Origin of the sequence: Paralimibaculum aggregatum (assembly GCF_030270585.1) — a bacterium.
GTDB lineage: Bacteria > Pseudomonadota > Alphaproteobacteria > Rhodobacterales > Rhodobacteraceae > Thermohalobaculum > Thermohalobaculum aggregatum.
Window position 1 is genome coordinate 12,519 of sequence record NZ_BSYI01000031.1, and the last position, 17,688, is coordinate 30,206.

The window sequence follows — 17,688 nt, forward strand, 5'->3', positions numbered from 1 at the left end:
CGGCGGGGCGGCGCGACAACTCCCCGCTCAGGCCCGGCGCGCCGCGCGGCGCAGGTGCAGCAGATAGAGCGTCAGGCTGCCGACCACGATGGCGCCGCCGGCGAGCATCGGCCAGGTCGGCGCCTCGCCGGTGCCGAGCCAGACCCAGACCGGGCCGAGCACCGTCTCGAGCAGCATCAGCAGGCTGACATTGGAGGCATGGGTGTGCCGGGTCGCCGCGGTCAGCGCGAAGAACGACACCGGCAGGATCACCGCGCCGCTCACCGCGATCGCCCAGACCTCGCCCTCGAGCAGCGCCGCCGGCCCGGCCAGCGCCAGCCCGATCAGCCCGGAGCAGAGCGCGCCGAGCCCGATCACCGGCAGGATCGGGATGCCGCGGGCATGGCGCATCACCACGAAGCCGAAGGCCAGCGCCAGCGCCACGCCGAGCCCCGCGGCGGCGCCGGTGAGGGCGGCGAGGTCGAGCGCAAGGCCGCCCTCGGCGCCGCCGAGCACCGCCAGCGCGATGCCCGAGAGCACCGCGGCGATGGCGATCCAGGTCGCCGGGCTGGTCGGCTCGCCGGCGATCAGCCGCGCCAGCAGCGCCGAGAACACCGGCACCGTGGCGACGCCGAACAGCACCACCGCCACCGGCGCATTGGCGATGCCATAGCTGAACAGCAGCGAGTTGCCCGCCTGGCAGAGGATCACCACGGCGCAGATCGGCGCCGCCAGCGCGCGGAGCTCGGCGCCGAGCCGCGGCCCGGCGACGAGCGGCCAGGCCAGCAGCAGCGCGCCGCCCATCAGCAGCCCGCGCCAGGCCACCATCTGGCTGCCATCCATGCCGGAGAGCCGCATGAACAGCGCATCCGGCGTGAGCAGCAGCGCGCCGGCGGTGGCCAGCGCGAGGCCGTGGAGGGGGTGGGATCGCATCGGGCGGGTCCGTCGCTCGCAGGTGGCGGGGTCGGCCGGTTGTGGCACGGGCCGGGCCGGCGATCCAGCGATCCCTGCGCCATTGCCGGGGCGGCGCCCCGCCCGGCCGCGCCATCGCCGCGGGCCGGCGCCCGCCCGCCCACCCCGCCGGCCCGCGGCGATGGCGCGGCCGGGCGGGGCACGGGGGGCCGCGGTGGCGGGTGCAGCGGCGAAGGCACTGGCCGGCGGCGCGCGCCGGGGATAGGGTCGCGCGCGCAGGCTTGTCGAGGGAGGGCGCGATGCTGAGATGGCTTGGCCGGCTGCTGCTGCTGGCGCTCGTCGCGGTGCCGGTCTGGCTCGCCGCGGCGATGGTGGAGCCGGCGCCGCTGGTGCCCGTGCCCACCGAGGCGACGCCGGAGGACGCCCATGCCGCGCGGGCGCTGGTGCGCCGGCTGCGCGCGGTGACCGAGAACCCGGATGCCGATCCGCGGCTGCAGGTCGGCCTCGGCGAGGTGAACGGCGCCATGGCCTTCGGCGCGCGGCTGGTGCCGGGCCTGCGCGGCGAGGCGCGCATCCGCGCCGCGGCGGGCGGCGGGCGGGCGCTGCAGCTGGCGCTCTCCTGGCCGCTGCCGGCGGGGCTCGGATGGCTCAATGCCGAGGCGGTGGTGCCGGAGTTCGGCGCCGGCCCGCGGCTCGAGCGGGTGCGGCTCGGGGCGCTGGCGCTGCCGCCGGCCTTCACGCTCCGGGTCGGCGCGGCGCTGGCCGACCTGGTGCTCGGCGGCGATGCCGGGCAGACCATGCTGGCCGCGGTGCCGGAGCTGGCGATCGGCGAGGACACGCTGCAGATGGCGCTGCGCATGGACGGCGACATGCGGCGCGGGCTGACCCGGCGGGTCTCGGCGCTGCTGCGCGGCGAGGAGATGCCGACCGGGGCGGAGATCCAGGCGCATTACGTCGCGCTGCGCGACGCGGTGGACGACGGGCGGCTGCCGGACAGCGGCTCGCTGGTGCCGCTGCTGCGCTTCGCCGCCGAGCGCGTGCTGGCGACCGCGCCGCCGGGGCGCGAGGCGCATGGCTTCACCGCGGCGCTGTTCGCGCTGACCAAGTTCTGCGGCGCCAAGGAGTTCCGCCTGGTGGTCGGGCGGCTGGCCGAGGGCATCGTGCCGGAGGACGGCCGCAGCTGGACCCGGAGCTGCGACGGCATCAGCCTGGCCGGGCGCATCGACACGCGGCGCCATTTCATCACCGCGGCGGCGATCAAGGCGGCGAGCACGATCCATGTCAGCTTCACCATCGGCGAGTTCAAGGAGCTCTTCGACGCGGCGCGGCGCACCGGCGGCTTCGATTTCACCGATATCGTGGCGAACAGCTCGGGCATCCGCTTCGCCGCGACGATGATGGCGGCGCCGCGCGCCGACTGGCCGGCGCTGATCGCCCGGCTGGACGGCGAGGCGGCGGTGATCCCCGGCTTCGCGGGCATCCCGCCGAAGCTGTCGCGGGCGGAGTTCGAGACCCGCTTCGGCGATGTCGAGAGCGCCGCCTATCGCGCGATGCTGGCCGAGATCGAGGCGCGGATCGACCGGCTGGCGCTGCACGCCCCGGCGCCCGGCGGCTGAGGCCGGCCCGGGCAGGGGGCTTTTCCGGCGGCCGGGCGCAGGCTAAGAGGGCGCCCCCGGGGTGCGGGCACGGGGCCGGGCCGACGCCCACCCGCCCACCCCGTCGCCCCGCCCCCGTGGCCGCGCCCCCCGGGGGCTGGTCTCCGGTCGCGGGGTGGGCGGCTCACGGATGCGCGGAAGGACAGGCGGCGATGAACCTCTACCCGGCGATCGATCTCAAGGACGGGGCCTGCGTGCGGCTCCTGCGCGGCGACATGGCGGCCGCCACGGTGTTCAGCGAGGACCCCGGCGCCCAGGCCCGCGCCTTTGCCGAGGCCGGCTGCCGCTGGCTGCACATCGTCGATCTCAACGGCGCCTTCGCCGGGCGGCCGGTGAACGGCGCGGCGGTGGACGCGATCCTCGATGCGGTGACGGTGCCGGTGCAGCTCGGCGGCGGCATCCGCGACCGGGCGGTGCTGGAGCACTGGCTGGAGCGCGGGCTGCGCCGGGCGATCCTCGGCACCGCGGCGGTGCGGGACCCGGATTTCGTGCGCGCCGCGGCGGCGGCGCATCCGGGCCGCGTGGCGGTGGGGATCGACGCCCGCGGCGGCCGCGTCGCGGTGGCCGGCTGGGCCGAGGCGACCGAGATCGAGGCGGTCGAGCTCGCGAAACGCTTCGAGGATGCCGGGGTCGCGGCGATCATCTATACCGACATCGACCGCGACGGCGCCATGCAGGGCCCCAACCTGGCCGCCACCGCGGCGCTGGCGCGGGCGGTCTCGATCCCGGTGATCGCCTCGGGCGGGGTCTCCTCGCTCGACGACCTGCGCGCGCTGAAGGCCTGCGGCGCGCCGCTCGACGGGGTGATCTCGGGCCGCGCGCTCTATGACGGGCGGATCGACCTCGCCGAGGCGGTGGCGCTGCTGGACGGCCCCGACGACGCGGCATGAGCCGGCGCTGGCGCTGGCGGGTGGCGGGGCTGCTGCTCGTCGTCGCCGTCTCGCCCTGGCTGAGCCTGATCGTGCTGGCCCCGCTGGCGGCGATCGGCGACTGCACGATCACCGAGGCGGGGGTGAACCCGTGCCGCATCCTCGGCCGCGACATCGGCGCGGCGATGACGCATCTCGGGCTCTTCGCGGCCTGGGGGGTGCTGCTGACCGGGCCGCTGGCGCTGGCGCTGGCGGCGCTCTGGGGGGCGGCGGAGCTGGCGCTCTGGCTGCTCCGCCGCCGCGGCGTCATTCCGCCGCGATCGCCGCGTCCGTGAGCTTGTCGAGCGCGCCCGCGGCCTTGGCCACCGTCGGCACGTCGACCTCGTATTCCGCCGCCATCAGCCGCACGTCGCGGTAGACCACGTGCACCACGTCTTCGGCATCGCGATAGGCGACGACGCGCAGCGGCAGGTCGAGCCCGATGGCGCCGTTGGCCTGCATCATCGGCGTGCCGATCAGCGGGTTGCCGAAGAGCAGCGTGGTGGTCGGGCGGAGCGTCATGCCGGCGCGGGCGGCGCCCTCGGCATGGTTGATCCGGGCGAAGACCCTGGCGCCGGCCTTCTCCACCGCCGCGGCGAGGCGGTCGATGGTGACCTCCACCGTATGCGGGCTGGTCTTGCGCACGAAGGTCTCGGCGGCGGCGGCGGGCAGGGCGGCGAGGCCGAGGGCGAGGATCGAGGCGGCGAGGGCGATGCGGCGCATGGGGTCTCCTTCGGGTTGCACGGGGTGTCTGGGCTCCCGCGGGACCATAGCGCCCGCGGGCCGGCGGTGCCACTTCTTGCACGCCGCCTGCCGGGCGACTATCACGACCCCGTGCGCGGCCGCCGCGCCCGCACGCGTTGCGCGGCCCCCGCGCCAGACGAGATGCGCGCCCCCGCGCGGAGCGAGAGAGGACCGGCCCGATGCTCAAGACCCGCGTGATCCCCTGCCTCGACGTGAAGGACGGCCGGGTGGTGAAGGGCGTCAACTTCGTCGGCCTGCGCGATGCCGGCGACCCGGTCGAGCAGGCGCAGATCTACGACGCCGCCGGGGCCGACGAGCTCTGCTTCCTCGACATCACCGCGAGCCACGAGAAGCGCGGCATCCTGCTCGACGTGGTGCAGCGCACCGCCGAGCACTGCTTCATGCCGCTGACGGTGGGCGGCGGGGTGCGCACGCTGGAGGACATCCGCGCGCTGCTGCTGGCCGGGGCCGACAAGGTCTCGATCAACACCGCCGCGGTGCGCGACCCGGATTTCGTCGCCCGCGCGGCGGAGAAGGTCGGCAGCCAGTGCATCACCGTGGCGATCGACGCGAAATCCACCGGCGCGACGCCCTCCGGCTTCGAGATCTTCACCCATGGCGGGCGCGAGGCCACCGGCATCGACGCGCTCGACTTCGCGCGCGAGATGGAGGCGCGCGGGGCCGGCGAGATCCTGCTGACCTCGATGGACCGCGACGGCACCCGCGCCGGCTTCAACATCCCGCTCACCCGGGCGGTCTCGCGCGCCGTCGGCATCCCGGTGATCGCCTCGGGCGGCGTCGGCACGCTCGACCATCTCGTCGAGGGGGTGCGCGAGGGCCATGCCTCGGCGGTGCTGGCGGCCTCGATCTTCCATTTCGGCGAGCACTCGATCCGCGAGGCCAAGCAGCACATGGCCGCGGCCGGCATCCCGGTGCGGCTGTGAGCGTCATGGGGCAGGGCGGCGTGCTCGGGCGGCTGGCGAGGACCGTCGCGGCGCGCCGGGGCGCCGACCCGGAGAGCTCGCACACCGCGCGGCTGTTCTCCAGGGGGCCGGAGAAATGCGCCGAGAAGTTCGGCGAGGAGGCCATCGAGGCGATCATCGAGGCGGTGAAGGGAGACCGGGCGAAGCTCACCGCCGAGGCGGCGGACGTGCTCTATCACCTGCTGGTGATGCTGGCGGCGCGCGACGTCTCGCTCGACGACGTGCTGGCCGAGCTGGCGCGGCGCGAGGGCACCTCGGGGATCGCCGAGAAGGCGGCGCGGCCGCAGATCCGCCGCGCCGACTGGGCGACCGAGGGCGCGCTCTGCACCGAGATCCGCCACCGCGTCTTCGTCGAGGAACAGAGGGTGCCGAAGGCGCTGGAGATCGACGGCGAGGACCCAAGCTGCCGGCACTGGCTGGTGTTTCTCGGCGGCGCGCCGGTGGCCACCGCACGGGTCAGGCTGGCCGATGGCCGGGCCAAGATCCAGCGCGTCGCGGTGGCGGCGGAGGCCCGCGGCACCGGCATCGGGGCGGCGCTGATGCAGGCGATCCTGGCCGAGCTCGCCGCCGATCCCGCGGTCTCCGAGGCCTGGCTCGAGAGCCAGACCCATGCGCTCGCCTTCTACGAGCGGCTCGGCTTCGTGGCCGAGGGGCCGGAGTTTCTCGATGCCGGGCTGCCGCACCGCCGGATGCGCCGCGCGCTGCGCTGAGGCAGGCTCAGGCCAGCCGCTCCGCGAGGAAGCCGCCGGCCTCCGCCACGGTCCGGTCGGCCGCCGCGAGCAGCCCGACAAAGGCCGGCCAGGCATGCGGCGCCTCCGGCTCGATCCGCAGCGTGACCGCGCCCCCCGCCGCGCGCAGGCGCTCGGCCAGCGCCGTCGCATCGTCGCGCACGATCTCGCGCCGGCTCGCCGAGATCCAGGCCGGCGGCGGCGCCTCGAACGCCGCCAGCGCCGGCGAGGCCAGCGGGTCCGCCGGGTCCGCGCCCTGCAGGATCATCGCCACCACCTCGGCCATCCGGTGCGCCGGCAGCATGGCATCGGTGCGGGCGTTCTCGGCAAGGCTCGCCCCGCGCATCGTCATGTCGGCCCAGGGCGAGAAGGCGACGAGCGCGGCGGGCTGCGGCAGGCCGGCGCGGCCGGCGGCGAGCAGCAGCGCCGCCGCCAGCCCGCCGCCGGCGCTGTCGCCCGCCACGGCGATGCGCGCCGCCGGGGTGCCGGCCTCGAGCAGCGCGCGATAGGCGGTGAGCGCATCCTCGGGCGCCGCCGGGAACGGGTGCTCGGGCGCGAGGCGATAATCCGGCAGCACCGCCACCGCCCCGGCCCGCGCCCCGAGATGCGCCGCGAGATGGGCATGGGTGCACGGCGAGCCGGCGAGATAGGCCCCTCCATGCAGATAGAGCAGCACGCGGGCCTCCGAGACCCCGGCGGCGGCCACGCGCAGCGCCGGCACCGCGCGCCCGCCGGCGGCCAGCGCCAGCGGCGCGGTCGCGGTGCCCTTCGGCAGGCGGAACAGCCGCCCGGCGCTGCGCTCGAAATTGGCGCGCAGCGCGACCGGGCTGTCCTGCCGCGCCAGCGAGCGCTTGACGAGGAGACGCAGCGCCAGATCGAGCACCGCCCGCGGCAGCCTCAGCGCCATCGCCCGCCCCCCCGGCTCAGCCCCGCGGCCGGCTCAGCGCCGGGCCTCGATCGCATCCCAGATCAGCCCCGCGACATTGGTGCCGTCGAAGCGCTCCATCTCCTGGATGCCGGTCGGCGAGGTGACGTTGATCTCGGTCAGCCAGGGGCCGATCACGTCGATGCCGGTGAAGATCAGCCCGCGCTCCTTCAGCACCGGGCCGAGGCGGGCGCAGATCTCGCGGTCGCGGTCGCTCAGCGCCACCTTCTCCGGCCGCCCGCCGACATGCATGTTGGAGCGCGTCTCGCCGGGCTGCGGCACCCGGTTGATCGCGCCCACCACCTCGCCGTCGACGAGGATCACCCGCTTGTCGCCGGCGGCGACGTCGGGCAGGAACTTCTGCACCATCAGCGGCTCGCGGCTCTGCATCGAGAACATCTCGTGCAGCGAGGCGAGGTTGCCGTCCTCGGGCCGCAGCCGGAACACCCCGGCGCCGCCATTGCCGTAGAGCGGCTTGACCACGATGTCGCCATGCTCGGCGCGGAACCGGCGGATCTCCTCGAGCGAGCGCGCCACCATGGTCGGCGGCATCAGGTCGAGGAAGTCGAGCACCAGCAGCTTCTCGGGCGAGTTGCGCACCCAGAACGGGTCGTTGACCACCAGGGTCTTCGGATGGATGCGCTCGAGCAGATGGGTGTTGGTGATGTAGGACATATCGAAGGGCGGGTCCTGGCGCAGCAGCACCACATCCGCCTCGGCGAGGTCGCGCCGCTCGCGCGGGCCGAAGCCGACATGGTTGCCGGCCTCGGCGCGGACCTCGATGGCATGGCCGGTGGCGAGCACGCGCCCGGCCTCCCAGGCCAGGTCCGGCACCAGGTAGTAGAACAGCCGGTGACCCCGCGCCTGCGCCTCGAGCGCCAGGCGGAAGGTGCTGTCGGCGCGGATGTCCACCGCCTCGATCGGGTCCATCTGGATGGCGACGTCGAGTGCCATGGCGCGGTCCTTTCCTCGTCCTGTCGCGCCGGCAGAACGAGGCCGGGCGTTCAGCCGCCGCGGGCGATGCGGGCCACGCGGCGGGGGTCGTCGATGGTCAGCACATGGCTGACGACACGGCGCACGCCCTCGACCTCGCGGGCGTGGTCGATGACGCGCTGAAGCTCCTTGGCCGAGCGCGCCAGCCCGGTCAAGTGGACAGTGCGGTCCACCGTGGTCACGTTGTAGTTGATCGAGCGGATGTCCGGATCGGTCAGCAGCACGAAGCGCAGCCGGTTGGAGATCGAGACATCGCCGAAATAGGCGTTGGTGCCGCCGTCGCCGGCGACCTCGAGCGCATCCTCGACCGAGACCACGCCCGGCGTCGCCCAGGCCGCCTCGGTGGCGGCGACCCGGTCCTCGGGCCGCGGCACCGAGCCGGTCAGCACCACGGCGCCCTCGGTGACGTCGACGAAGACGTCGCGGTAGAGCTCGCCGGAATGGTTGCCGAGCCGGTTGGCGATGCCGAGCTCGATATCGGTGTCGTTGAGCGCGGCCAGCGTGGTGCGCTCCTCGAAGACGGCGGTGCCCAGCACCGCGCTGCCGCCGATCACCGGAACCACCGGGGCGCAGCCCGCGGCCACGGCGAGAACCGCTCCGCCGGCAAGCCAGGCCGGCGCCTTCATTCGCTTGATCATCTGCTCTGCCTCGTAGCTGGGGCGCTCTCGGCGGCGCCCTGATGCGCCGAGGATACACGGATCGGCCGCGAATCGCCAGTGCGGCCGCGCATCGGGCCTGCCGCGGGCCCCGCCCACCCTGCTGCCGTCGGCCCGGGCTGCGCCGCCGTGCCCCCCTTCGCCCGCGGCAGGCCCGATGCGCGGACGCCGCGCCTCAGCCGCCGCCGGGCCGCCAGGCATCGGCGACGAGCTCGAGCCGGCCGGCGCCGTCGATCAGCGCCGCGTCGAAGCGGTAGCCGGTGACCGCAGGATCGGGATGCGCGGCGATCCAGCGGCTCGCGGCAGCGGCGATGCGGGCCCATTGCCGCGGGCTGACCGGGCTGTCCGGGCCGGACCGGCGGCGCTGCTTGACCTCGACGAAGACGGTGAGCGTGCCGAGCCGCACCACGAGGTCGATCTCGCCCTCCGGCACGCGCCAGCGGCTGGCCAGCACCTCGCCGCCCTCGGCCGCATAGCGGGCGGCGGCGATCTCCTCCGCCGCCAGCCCGGCATGGAAGCGCCGCCCGTCCGTCACCGCTCAGTCCTCGCGGCCGAGCTCGAGGGCGCGGGCATAGACCTGCTTGCGCGGCAGCCCGAGGCGCTCGGCGGTCTGCTTCACCGCGTCCTTCAGGCTGGCGTGCGCCATCGCCTCGGCCAGCGCGCCGTCGAGCGAGAGCGCCGCCTCGGCCGCTTGGGCCGCGCGGTCCGGCGGGCCGATCACCACGACGATCTCGCCGCGCGGGTCCGCTGCCGCATAGCGTGCGGCGAGATCGGGCAGGGCGCCGCGCACCACCTCCTCGTGCAGCTTGGTGAGCTCGCGCGCCACCGCCGCCGGGCGGGCGCCCAGCACCTCGGCCATCTCGGCCAGCGCGGCGCCGAGCCGGCGCGGGCTTTCGTAGAACACCAGCGTCGCCGGCACCGCGGCGAGCTCGGCCAGCGCGGCGCGCCGGGCGCCGGCCTTCGGCGGCAGGAAGCCGGCGAACAGGAACCGGTCGCTCGGCAGCCCGGAGACGCTGAGCGCCGCCAGCACCGCGCTCGCCCCCGGCACCGCGGTGAGCCCGTGCCCGGCCGCCAGCGCCGCCTCGGCCAGCCGGTAGCCCGGATCGGCGACCAGCGGCGTGCCGGCATCGGAGCAGTAGGCGACCGAGCGGCCCTCGGCCAGCCAGCCCATGATCTGCGGCCGCCGGGCCGGGCCGTTCTGGTCGTGATAGCTGACGATCGGCCGTTCCCCGAGGGCGATGCCGTGGATCTGCATCAGCTTGCGGGTGCGGCGCGTGTCCTCGGCGGCCAGCACCTCGGCCCGCGCCAGAATGTCCAGCGCGCGCAGCGAGATGTCGGCGGCATTGCCGATCGGCGTCGCGACCAGGTAGAGCCCCGGCGCGAGTGACCCGGCCGCGACAGGAGCCCCGGCGGGGGCCAATGTCGGGGGGTCAGTCCGTTTACTTTCCTCGCGCATGCTCCTAGTTTCCGCTTCGTGAAAGAATGAAGGCGGGGGCGTCACCACCCCGCCGGGCAGGGAGAGGGGACCTCATGCGCGCCTGTTTGTCAAAAGCCCGGAGCCGGTTGCACCTTCTGGCGGCCGCCTGCGCGTTCCTCGTCTCGGCCTGTGCCAGCGGCCCGGAGCCGCAGCCGGTGGCCTCGGGCTTCAGCGGCGGCGGCAGCGGCGGCCGGGCGGTCGCGCCGGCGCCCGAGGGGCACCGCATCGCCCCCGGCAGCCCGGTGACGCTGGCGCTGCTGGTGCCGCAGACCGCCAGCGCCGAGGGCGCCGCGCGGCTCGGCCGCGCCATCGCCAACGCCGCGCAGCTCGGCCTCGAGGATCTGCGTAACCCGAACATCTCGCTGCGCGTCTACAACACCGGCGGCCAGCCGCAGACCGCCCGCGCCGTCGCCGAGCAGGCGCTGCGCGAGGGGGCGGACCTCTTCCTCGGGCCGCTCTTCGCCGCCAATACCGAGGCGGTGGGCGCCGTCGCCGCCGCCTCCGACCGCAAGGTGATCTCGTTTTCCACGATCACCGCGGTGGCCGGCGACCCGGTCAGCCTGATCGGCTACAGCCCGGAGGCCGAGGCCCGGCGCGTGCTCTCCTATGCCGCGGCGCAGGGCCGGCGCGACGTGGCGGTGTTCTACCCTGGCAACGATTACGGCGAGGCCGCGGTGCGCGGGGCGCAGTCGGTGCCCGGCGTGCAGATCACCGCGGTCGGCGACTACGAGCGCAGCTTCAAGAGCATCGAGGAGAACTCCCGGCCCTTCGCGCAGGCGGCGCGCGAGCTCGGCGCCACCTCGGTGTTCCTGCCCGCCGGCGGCAAGGAGCTGCAGGCGGTGGCGAGCTTCGTCAACTATCACGGGCTCGACCCGCAGCGGGTGCAGTATGTCGGCCTCGGCCAGTGGAACAGCCGCGCCACCCTGCAGGAGCCCTCGCTGCAGGGCGGCTGGTTCCCGGCGCCGGACCCGGATGCCTTCGCCCGCTTCGCCGGGCGCTATCGCGACCGCTTCGGCGAGGAGCCGCCGCTGCTCGCCACCCTCGGCCACACCGCGGTGCAGGTCGCCGGGCAGCTGCTCGCCAGCGCCGCCGCCGAGGGCCGTGACGATCCCTTCTCGGCCGCGCGGATCGTGCGGCCGCAGGGCTTCCGCGGCACGCTCGGCCCGCTGCGCATCCTGCCCGACGGCACCAGCGAGCACGCCATGGCGATTCTCGAGGTGAGCGCCGGCCGCTTCGTCACCCGCGACCCCGCGCCGCTGGCCATCGGTGCCGGCTCGTGAGGCGCGCATGAACCACGCCCCCGAGGCCTTCGCCGCCGGGATCGACAAGCGCGACATGGCGACACGCACCGCCGCGGGCCTCGCCCATCTGGTGGCCCCGGCCGAGACGCTTGCCGACGGCCCCGCCGTGATCGCCGAGATCGACCGGCTGGCCGGGGCGCATCCCGAGCCCGACGCGCTGCGCCCGGCGGTGCTGGCGCTGCTGTCCGAGACACTGGCCACCGGGCGCGAGCGGGTCCGCGCCGCGCTGCTGGCGCATCCGGCGGCCGGCCTGCGGGTCGCGCGCAGCTATGCCCATGTCACCGACGTGGTGGTGCAGGGGGCGGTGCATGTCTGCCAGCGCTGGCTGCACGATGCGCCGATCCGCACCACCGGCGAGCACCTCGCTGTGGTCGCCGTCGGCGGCTATGGCCGCGGCGAGATGGCGGCGTTCTCGGATGTCGACCTGCTGTTCCTGTTTCCCTACAAGGCCACCGCCTGGTCCGAGAGCGTTGTGGAGAGCACGCTCTACCTGCTCTGGGACCTGCGGCTGAAGGTCGGCCAGTCGGTGCGCTCGGTGGCCGACTGCATGCGCTATGCGCGCGAGGACCTGACGATCCGCACCTCGCTCCTGGAGATGCGCTTCATCGCCGGCGACCGCGGCCCCTACGAGACCCTCGAGGAGAAGCTCTGGGACGATCTCTTCTCCCGCACCGGGGCGGAGTTCGTCGAGGCCAAGCTCGCCGAGCGCGACGGCCGGCACGAGCGCCATGGCGGCTCGCGCTACCTGCTCGAGCCCAACATCAAGGAGGGCAAGGGCGGGCTGCGCGACCTGCAGACGCTGCACTGGGTCTCGAAATACCTGCACCGCTGCGAGACCGCCTGGGATCTCGTCTCGCGCGGCATCTTCCTGCGCGAGGAGGTGCAGCGCTTCGCCGACGCCTCGAAGTTCATCTGGGCGGTGCGCTGCCACCTGCACGACCTCGCCGGCCGCGCGCAGGACCAGCTCACCTTCGACCGGCAGGTCGAGATCGCCGAGCGCATGGGCTTCGCCGAGAGCAACGGGCGCCAGGCGGTCGAGCATTTCATGCATTGCTACTTCCGCCATGCCAAGAATGTCGGCGACCTGACGCGGATCTTCTCGGCCGCCCTCGAGGCGCAGCACGCCAAGAAGCCGCCGCGGCTCTCGCTGCTGCTGCGCAGCCTCTCCTTCGCGCCGGATGCCGGGGTGCAGGGGCCGTTCCGGATCTCCGAGGGGCGGCTCACGGTGCGCGACGACGAGGTGTTTGCCGAGGACCCGGTGAACCTGCTGCGGCTGTTCCACGAGGCCGCAAGGCTCGATGCCCGCATCCACCCGCAGGCGATGCGCCTCGTCACCCAGAACCTCGACCTGATCGACGAGGCCATGCGCCAGGACCCGGAGGCCAACCGCATCTTCCTCGAGATGCTGACCGACCGGCTCCATTCCGAATGGCTGCTGCGGCTTCTCAACGAGACCGACGTGCTCGGCCGCTTCCTGCCGGAATTCGGGCGCATCGTGGCGATGATGCAGTTCAACATGTACCACCACTACACGGTGGACGAGCACATCATCCGCTGCATCGGGGTGTTGAACGAGATCGACCGGCTGGAGGCGCGCGAGGCGCATCCGGTGGCCTCGGAGATCCTCAAGGCCAAGCTCAACCGCCGGGTGCTCTATGTCGCGCTGCTGCTGCACGACATCGGCAAGGGCACGCGGCAGGACCATTCGGAGCTCGGCGCCGAGATCGCGGCGCAGGTCTGCCCGCGCCTCGGCCTCACCGAGGCGGAGACCGAGACCGTGGTCTGGCTGGTGCGCCACCACCTGCTGATGTCCGACACCGCGCAGAAGCGCGACATCGCCGACCCGGTGACGGTGCGCGACTTCGCCAACCTGGTGCAGAGCCCGGAGCGGCTGCGCCTGCTGCTGGTGCTCACGGTCTGCGACATCCGCGGCGTCGGGCCGAATGTCTGGAACAACTGGAAGGCGCAGCTGCTGCGCAGCCTCTACTGGGAGACCCGCGACCTGCTGACCGGCAGCTTCGACGTCCGCTCGCGCCAGCACCGGATCGACGAGGCCCGCGCGGCGGTGGCCGAGGCGCTGTCCGACTGGACGCCGGAGGCGCGCGAGCGCGAGCTCGGCCGGCACTATCCGCACTACTGGCTCGGGCTCGACACCGAGACCCAGCGGATCTTCGCCGAGATGGCCCGCGAGCCCGCCGAGCCGCCGATCAAGAGCCGCCTGATGGCCGACGAGAGCCGCGACGCGACCAAGGCCTGCCTCTACATGGCCGACCATCCGGGCATCTTCTCGCGCATGGCCGGGGCCTTCGCGCTGGCCGGGGCGGATGTGAAGGACGCGCGCACCTACACCACCTCCGACGGCATGGCCTGCTCGACCTTCTGGATCCAGGACGACGAGGGCCACCCCTTCGACCCGATGCGCTTCGACCGGCTGAAGCGCCATATCGACCGCATCCTCGGCGGCAAGCTGGTGGCCCGCGAGGCGATCCGCGAGAAGGAGCGGGTGCGCCCGCGCGAGCTCTCATTCACGGTGCCGACCCGCATCCATTTCGACAATGACGGCTCCGAGCTCTACACCATCATCGAGGTCAACGCGCGCGACCGGCTCGGCCTGCTGCACGCGCTGACCCGGACCCTGGCGGCGCTCAACCTCAACATCTTCTCGGCGATCATCGCCACCTATGGCGAGCATGCGGTGGATGTCTTCTACGTGAAGGACCTCTTCGGGCTGAAGATCCGCGGCGAGGCCAAGCAGCGGCTGATCGAGGAGCGGCTCGCCGCCGCCATCGAGGCGATCGACCCCGAGCATGGGGGGCAGGGCGCTTCCCCGGCGCGGCGCGGCAGGTGACGCGCGCATGATCGCCCGCCCGGTGCGGCTTGTCGCCGGCTTCGCCACCGTCGGGGCCTGGACCATGGCGAGCCGCGTGCTCGGCTTCCTGCGCGACATCCTGATCGCCGCCAGCCTCGGCGCCGGGCCGGTGGCGGAGGCCTTCTTCGTCGCCTTCACGCTGCCCAACATGTTCCGCCGGCTGTTCGCCGAGGGCGCCTTCAACACCGCCTTCGTGCCGCTCTTCGCCAAGCGCCTCGAGGGCGAGGGGCCGGAGGAGGCCCGCGCCTTCGCCGAGGCCGCCTTCGCCGGGCTCGCGAGCCTTCTGGTGGTGTTCACGCTGGCGGCGCAGATCGCCATGCCGGCCATGGTGCTGCTGCTGGCCAGCGGCTTCGCCGGCGACGCGCGCTTTGCGCTGACGGTGGAGTTCGGGCGGATCGTCTTCCCCTACATCGTGTTCATCTCGCTGGCGGCGCTGGTCTCGGGGGTGCTGAACGCGCTCGGGCGCTTCGCCGCCGCCGCCGCCGCGCCGGTGGTGCTCAACCTCGTGTTGATCGCGGCGCTGCTGCTTGCCGGGCTGCCGGGGGTGGATGCCGGCGGCACCCCGCTGGCCGGCACGATCCTGAGCTGGGGGGTGATCCTCGCCGGGATCGGACAGCTCGCGCTGGTCTGGTTCGCCGCCTCGCGCGCCGGGATGCGGATCGCGCTGCGCCGGCCGCGGCTGACCCCGGGCCTCCGGCGCCTCGCGGTGATCGCGCTGCCGGCGGCGCTGGCCGCCGGGGTGATGCAGATCAACCTCGTGGTGGGGCGGCAGGTCGCGAGCTATTTCGAGGGCTCGGTGGCCTGGCTCTGGCTGGCCGACCGGATCTACCAGCTGCCGCTCGGCGTGGTCGGCGTCGCGGTCGGCGTGGTGCTGCTGCCGGAGCTCGCGCGGCGCCTGCGCGCCGACGACGCCCCCGGCGCGCAGCACGCGGTGAGCCGGGCGGCGGAGTTCGCGCTCTTCCTGACGCTGCCGGCCACGGTTGCGCTCGTCGCGATCCCGGCCCCGATCACCGCGCTGCTGTTCGAGCGCGGCGCCTTCGGCCCGGCCGACACCGCCGCTACCGCCGCGGCGCTGGTGATCTACACCCTCGGCCTGCCCGCCTTCGTGCTGCAGAAGGTCGTCCAGCCGGTCTATTTCGCGCGGGAGGACACCGCGACGCCGCTGCGTTTCGCCATCGTCGCGATGGCGGTCAACGCGGTCGTGGCTGTGGGCCTTGCCGGCGTGATCGGTTATCTTGCTGCTCCGCTCGGCACCACGCTGGCGGCCTGGGCCAATCTCTGGCTGCTCTGGCGCGGCGCCCGGCGGGTCGGGGCGGAGCTCGCGCCGGATGCGCGCTTTGCCCGGCGGCTGCCGCGAATCGGGCTCGCCGCGCTCGGCATGGGCGCGGTGCTGCTGGCCGGCGCGGCGGCGGGCGAGGCGGTGCTGCCGGGGCTTCCGGCGGCGCTGACGGTTGCGCTGGTCTGCCTCGGCCTCGGCGCCTATGGCGGGCTGGCGCTGGCACTCGGAGCGGTGACGCGCGCGGATCTGCGCGACGCCGTGCGGCGCAAGCGGAGGTCCTGATGCTGAGGCTCGCAAGTATCCTGATGGTGGCGCTGGTGCTTGCCGGATGCACCGGCGTGCGCAACCTGCCGGCGCCGCCCCGGGAGCTCTACCGCAGCGCCGAGATCCCCGGCTATCCCGGCGCCCGCGACTGGGGCGACACCCCGATCGCCGACGGCCGCGAACGGCTCGACGAGTTCATCCGGCAGATCCGCGCCCGCCGCCGCGCCGAGGGCGCGATGCCCAACGACAACCGGCTCGACACGCTGATCCTCTCGGGCGGCGGCTCCGACGGGCCGTTCGGCGCCGGGCTCCTGGTGGGCTGGACCGCGGCCGGCACGCGGCCCGAGTTCACCGTGGTCACCGGCATCTCGGCCGGCGCGCTGATCGCGCCCTTCGCCTTTCTCGGGCCGGAATACGATGACGCGCTGCGCAGCTTCACCGTGGAGAACTCGACCGACACGCTGGTCACCGTCACGCTGCTGCGCGGGGTGCTCGACGGCGTCGGGCTGGTGGACAACTCCAAGCTCCGGCAGAAGCTGCGCGGCCTGATCACCAACGACATGGTCCGGCGCCTCGCCGAGGAACATGCCCGCGGCCGGCGCCTGCTGATCGGCACCACCAATCTCGACGCGCAGGCCCCGGTCTACTGGCGGGTCAGCCGCATCGCCTGGCTCGGCCGCGACCGGCCCGGCAAGACCGCCGACCTGATCACCAAGATCATGATCGCCTCGGCCTCGATCCCCGGCGCCTTCTCGCCGCAGTTCTTCACCGTGGAGGCGAACGGCGAGCAGTACAGCGAGCTGCATGTCGATGGCGGCGTCACCAACCAGCTGTTCTTCCTGCCGCGCACCACGCGGATCGAGAACCTGCCGGGCGACATCTCGCGCTTCGCCCGCCGCGGCACCATGTACATCATCCGCAACACCAAGCTGACGCCGAGCTACGACCCGCTGCCGCTCGGGCTCTTTCACATCGCCAGCCGGTCGATCTCCACGATGATCAAGTTCGGCGGCCGCTCGGACATCTTCGCGCTCTCCGACCAGGCGCGGCGGACCGGCTTCGGCATGAAGGTGACGGCGGTGCCGGAGAGCTTCTCGCTGGAGGAGCGCGAGCTCTTCGACCCGGCCTACATGCAGGCGCTGTTCGAGATCGGCTACCGGCTCGGGCGCGACGAGAACGCCTGGACGGTGGAGATCCTGCCCGGCGGCAAGGAGCTCGACGAACCGATCAGGCCCGACCCGATAGAGGCTGCCGTGTCGTCCATGGTGCGCGCGGAGGACGTGGCCGGATCCGCTGCGCAATGATCCAGCCGGCGACGAAGCCGCCGAGATGGGCCTGCCAGGCGAGCATGCCGCCCATGCCGAAATCCAGCAGCGCGTTGATCGCGATCAGCCCGAGGATGCGCCCCCAGATCGGCGAGCGGTCGAGCCCGCGGCGGCGCAGATAGCGCTCCTGCCAGGCGGTCACCACGCCGAGGAAGCCGAACACCACCCCCGAGGCGCCGACCATCGGCCCGCGGAAATCCGCCAGCAGCCCGTAGGCGAGCGCGCCGCCCGCCGCCGTGCCGAGAAAGATCCAGAGCAGCGCGCGGATGCCGACGCTCTGCGAGATCAGGTGGCCGAGGCCGAGGAAGGCCGCGCCGTTCATCGCCAGATGCAGCCAGCCGCCATGCAGGAAGGCATGCGTCACCGGCGTCCAGAGCAGCTCGAGCGGAAAGCCGTAGCCCTGCCGGGCATGCTCGAAGACCGGGTCCCAGAAGCCGAAACGGACATAGGCCGCCTCGCGCCCGGCCTCGCGGCCAACATAGCCGAGATCGACCGCGGCGAACAGCAGCTCCGGCAGCACCATGGCGCCGAGCAGGATCCAGAGCAGCGGATGCACCGGGCGGTGCGTCACACCGCGATCAAGCATGTTCATCCGCCCCAGATAGTCGGTTGCCGGCGCCGCCGCCAGTCCTGCCTCGTGCGGCGACCGCTTTGCCGCGGCCCCGGCTTGACTGCGCCCCGGCCGCGCGC

16 protein-coding genes and 2 pseudogenes are annotated in these 17,688 nt (G+C 73.8%); 10 read left to right on the forward strand and 8 right to left on the reverse strand.

All coding sequences use genetic code 11. From position 1 onward, the window contains the following. Positions 1-27: 27 nt before the first annotated feature. Positions 28-912, reverse strand: a complete 885-nt coding sequence (locus tag QSJ97_RS16910; RefSeq protein ID WP_285673158.1) for a DMT family transporter — start codon at positions 910-912, stop codon at positions 28-30. Between the two features lie 278 nt (positions 913-1,190). Between QSJ97_RS16910 and QSJ97_RS16915 the strand changes: the two genes are divergently transcribed. The 3 genes from QSJ97_RS16915 to QSJ97_RS16925 all read left to right on the forward strand — a co-directional run bounded on the left by QSJ97_RS16915 (position 1,191) and on the right by QSJ97_RS16925 (position 3,750). After that, complete coding sequence (locus QSJ97_RS16915; RefSeq protein WP_285673160.1) at positions 1,191-2,507, forward strand: hypothetical protein; 1,317 nt, start codon at positions 1,191-1,193, stop codon at positions 2,505-2,507. Positions 2,508-2,698: 191 nt separating this feature from the next. Further along, positions 2,699-3,436 (forward strand): 1-(5-phosphoribosyl)-5-[(5-phosphoribosylamino)methylideneamino]imidazole-4-carboxamide isomerase, encoded by a 738-nt coding sequence (hisA, locus tag QSJ97_RS16920; RefSeq protein WP_285673161.1) that lies wholly within the window; start codon positions 2,699-2,701, stop codon positions 3,434-3,436. After that, positions 3,433-3,750 (forward strand): hypothetical protein, encoded by a 318-nt coding sequence (locus tag QSJ97_RS16925; protein WP_285673162.1) that lies wholly within the window; start codon positions 3,433-3,435, stop codon positions 3,748-3,750. Before hisA ends, QSJ97_RS16925 begins: the two co-directional genes overlap by 4 nt. Here QSJ97_RS16925 and QSJ97_RS16930 read toward each other — a convergent pair. Further along, the gene (locus QSJ97_RS16930; protein ID WP_285673163.1) at positions 3,722-4,177 is read right to left on the reverse strand and encodes a DUF302 domain-containing protein; all 456 of its coding nucleotides are present in this window, start codon (positions 4,175-4,177) and stop codon (positions 3,722-3,724) included. The two genes, QSJ97_RS16925 and QSJ97_RS16930, sit on opposite strands and share 29 nt — an antisense overlap. A gap of 200 nt (positions 4,178-4,377) precedes the next feature. Here QSJ97_RS16930 and hisF point away from each other — a divergent pair, with 200 nt between their 5' ends. From hisF to QSJ97_RS16945, 3 genes and pseudogenes are all read left to right on the forward strand, one after another. Next, positions 4,378-5,142, forward strand: a complete 765-nt coding sequence (hisF, locus tag QSJ97_RS16935; RefSeq protein ID WP_285673164.1) for an imidazole glycerol phosphate synthase subunit HisF — start codon at positions 4,378-4,380, stop codon at positions 5,140-5,142. A 5-nt stretch (positions 5,143-5,147) separates the two neighbouring features. After that, positions 5,148-5,468: pseudogene (locus QSJ97_RS16940) on the forward strand (phosphoribosyl-ATP diphosphatase); the annotation flags it as partial. A 66-nt stretch (positions 5,469-5,534) separates the two neighbouring features. Further along, positions 5,535-5,891: pseudogene (locus QSJ97_RS16945) on the forward strand (GNAT family N-acetyltransferase); the annotation flags it as partial. A gap of 7 nt (positions 5,892-5,898) precedes the next feature. Here the strand turns inward: QSJ97_RS16945 and QSJ97_RS16950 are convergent. The 5 genes from QSJ97_RS16950 to rsmI all read right to left on the reverse strand — a co-directional run bounded on the left by QSJ97_RS16950 (position 5,899) and on the right by rsmI (position 9,939). Continuing rightward, the gene (locus QSJ97_RS16950) at positions 5,899-6,816 is read right to left on the reverse strand and encodes an alpha/beta hydrolase fold domain-containing protein (protein ID WP_285673165.1); all 918 of its coding nucleotides are present in this window, start codon (positions 6,814-6,816) and stop codon (positions 5,899-5,901) included. A 33-nt stretch (positions 6,817-6,849) separates the two neighbouring features. Beyond that, the gene (gshB, locus tag QSJ97_RS16955) at positions 6,850-7,788 is read right to left on the reverse strand and encodes a glutathione synthase (RefSeq protein WP_285673166.1); all 939 of its coding nucleotides are present in this window, start codon (positions 7,786-7,788) and stop codon (positions 6,850-6,852) included. A gap of 50 nt (positions 7,789-7,838) precedes the next feature. Further along, positions 7,839-8,465 carry a BON domain-containing protein gene (locus QSJ97_RS16960; RefSeq protein ID WP_285673167.1) on the reverse strand — a complete coding sequence of 209 codons (627 nt, stop codon included), beginning with the start codon at positions 8,463-8,465 and terminating at the stop codon, positions 7,839-7,841. Between the two features lie 193 nt (positions 8,466-8,658). After that, positions 8,659-9,018, reverse strand: a complete 360-nt coding sequence (locus QSJ97_RS16965; RefSeq protein WP_285673168.1) for a YraN family protein — start codon at positions 9,016-9,018, stop codon at positions 8,659-8,661. A gap of 3 nt (positions 9,019-9,021) precedes the next feature. Next, positions 9,022-9,939, reverse strand: coding sequence for a 16S rRNA (cytidine(1402)-2'-O)-methyltransferase (rsmI, locus tag QSJ97_RS16970; protein WP_285673169.1), 918 nt, complete (start codon positions 9,937-9,939; stop codon positions 9,022-9,024). Between the two features lie 107 nt (positions 9,940-10,046). Here rsmI and QSJ97_RS16975 point away from each other — a divergent pair, with 107 nt between their 5' ends. The 4 genes from QSJ97_RS16975 to QSJ97_RS16990 are packed head-to-tail and all read left to right on the forward strand — an operon-like array spanning position 10,047 to position 16,977. Then, positions 10,047-11,240 (forward strand): penicillin-binding protein activator, encoded by a 1,194-nt coding sequence (locus QSJ97_RS16975; RefSeq protein ID WP_285673170.1) that lies wholly within the window; start codon positions 10,047-10,049, stop codon positions 11,238-11,240. A 7-nt stretch (positions 11,241-11,247) separates the two neighbouring features. Further along, positions 11,248-14,109 (forward strand): [protein-PII] uridylyltransferase, encoded by a 2,862-nt coding sequence (locus QSJ97_RS16980; RefSeq protein WP_285673171.1) that lies wholly within the window; start codon positions 11,248-11,250, stop codon positions 14,107-14,109. 7 nt (positions 14,110-14,116) lie between these two features. Further along, a complete protein-coding gene (gene murJ / locus QSJ97_RS16985) occupies positions 14,117-15,691 on the forward strand; it encodes a murein biosynthesis integral membrane protein MurJ (protein WP_285673173.1) in 1,575 nt (524 codons plus the stop codon). Further along, complete coding sequence (locus tag QSJ97_RS16990) at positions 15,691-16,977, forward strand: patatin-like phospholipase family protein (protein WP_285673175.1); 1,287 nt, start codon at positions 15,691-15,693, stop codon at positions 16,975-16,977. Before murJ ends, QSJ97_RS16990 begins: the two co-directional genes overlap by 1 nt. Here QSJ97_RS16990 and QSJ97_RS16995 read toward each other — a convergent pair. Next, positions 16,901-17,584 (reverse strand): rhomboid family intramembrane serine protease, encoded by a 684-nt coding sequence (locus QSJ97_RS16995; protein ID WP_285673176.1) that lies wholly within the window; start codon positions 17,582-17,584, stop codon positions 16,901-16,903. The two genes, QSJ97_RS16990 and QSJ97_RS16995, sit on opposite strands and share 77 nt — an antisense overlap. Between the last annotated feature and the right edge of the window lie 104 nt (positions 17,585-17,688).